Consider the following 249-nt stretch of genomic DNA (forward strand, 5'->3'; position numbering starts at 1 on the left):
GTTCCGGATTGGTCCGGTAACCGCCGAGTTCAGCGATCCCTTCGGCCTGTCCTTGCGGCGGCATTCAATCGACGACGGCGACCTCCTCACCGTGACACCGGCCGCCGTCGAGCTTCCCGTCACCGGCCTGGCCGGGGCCCGCGGGAACGACGGCGTGACGGCGACGCGGATCCGTGCCAACCCAAGCGACGATGACATCATGACCCGTGAATACCGGCACGGGGATCCCATGCGCCGCGTCCATTGGGC

The 249-nt window shown here is 68.3% G+C and carries 1 pseudogene; it reads left to right on the forward strand.

Annotated features, from left to right (window positions below):
* Window positions 1–249 (forward strand): annotated as a pseudogene (locus ACPYOM_RS23270) (DUF58 domain-containing protein); the annotation flags it as partial.

The sequence above is a fragment of the Monashia sp. HAY1-2A genome, from assembly GCF_056755315.1.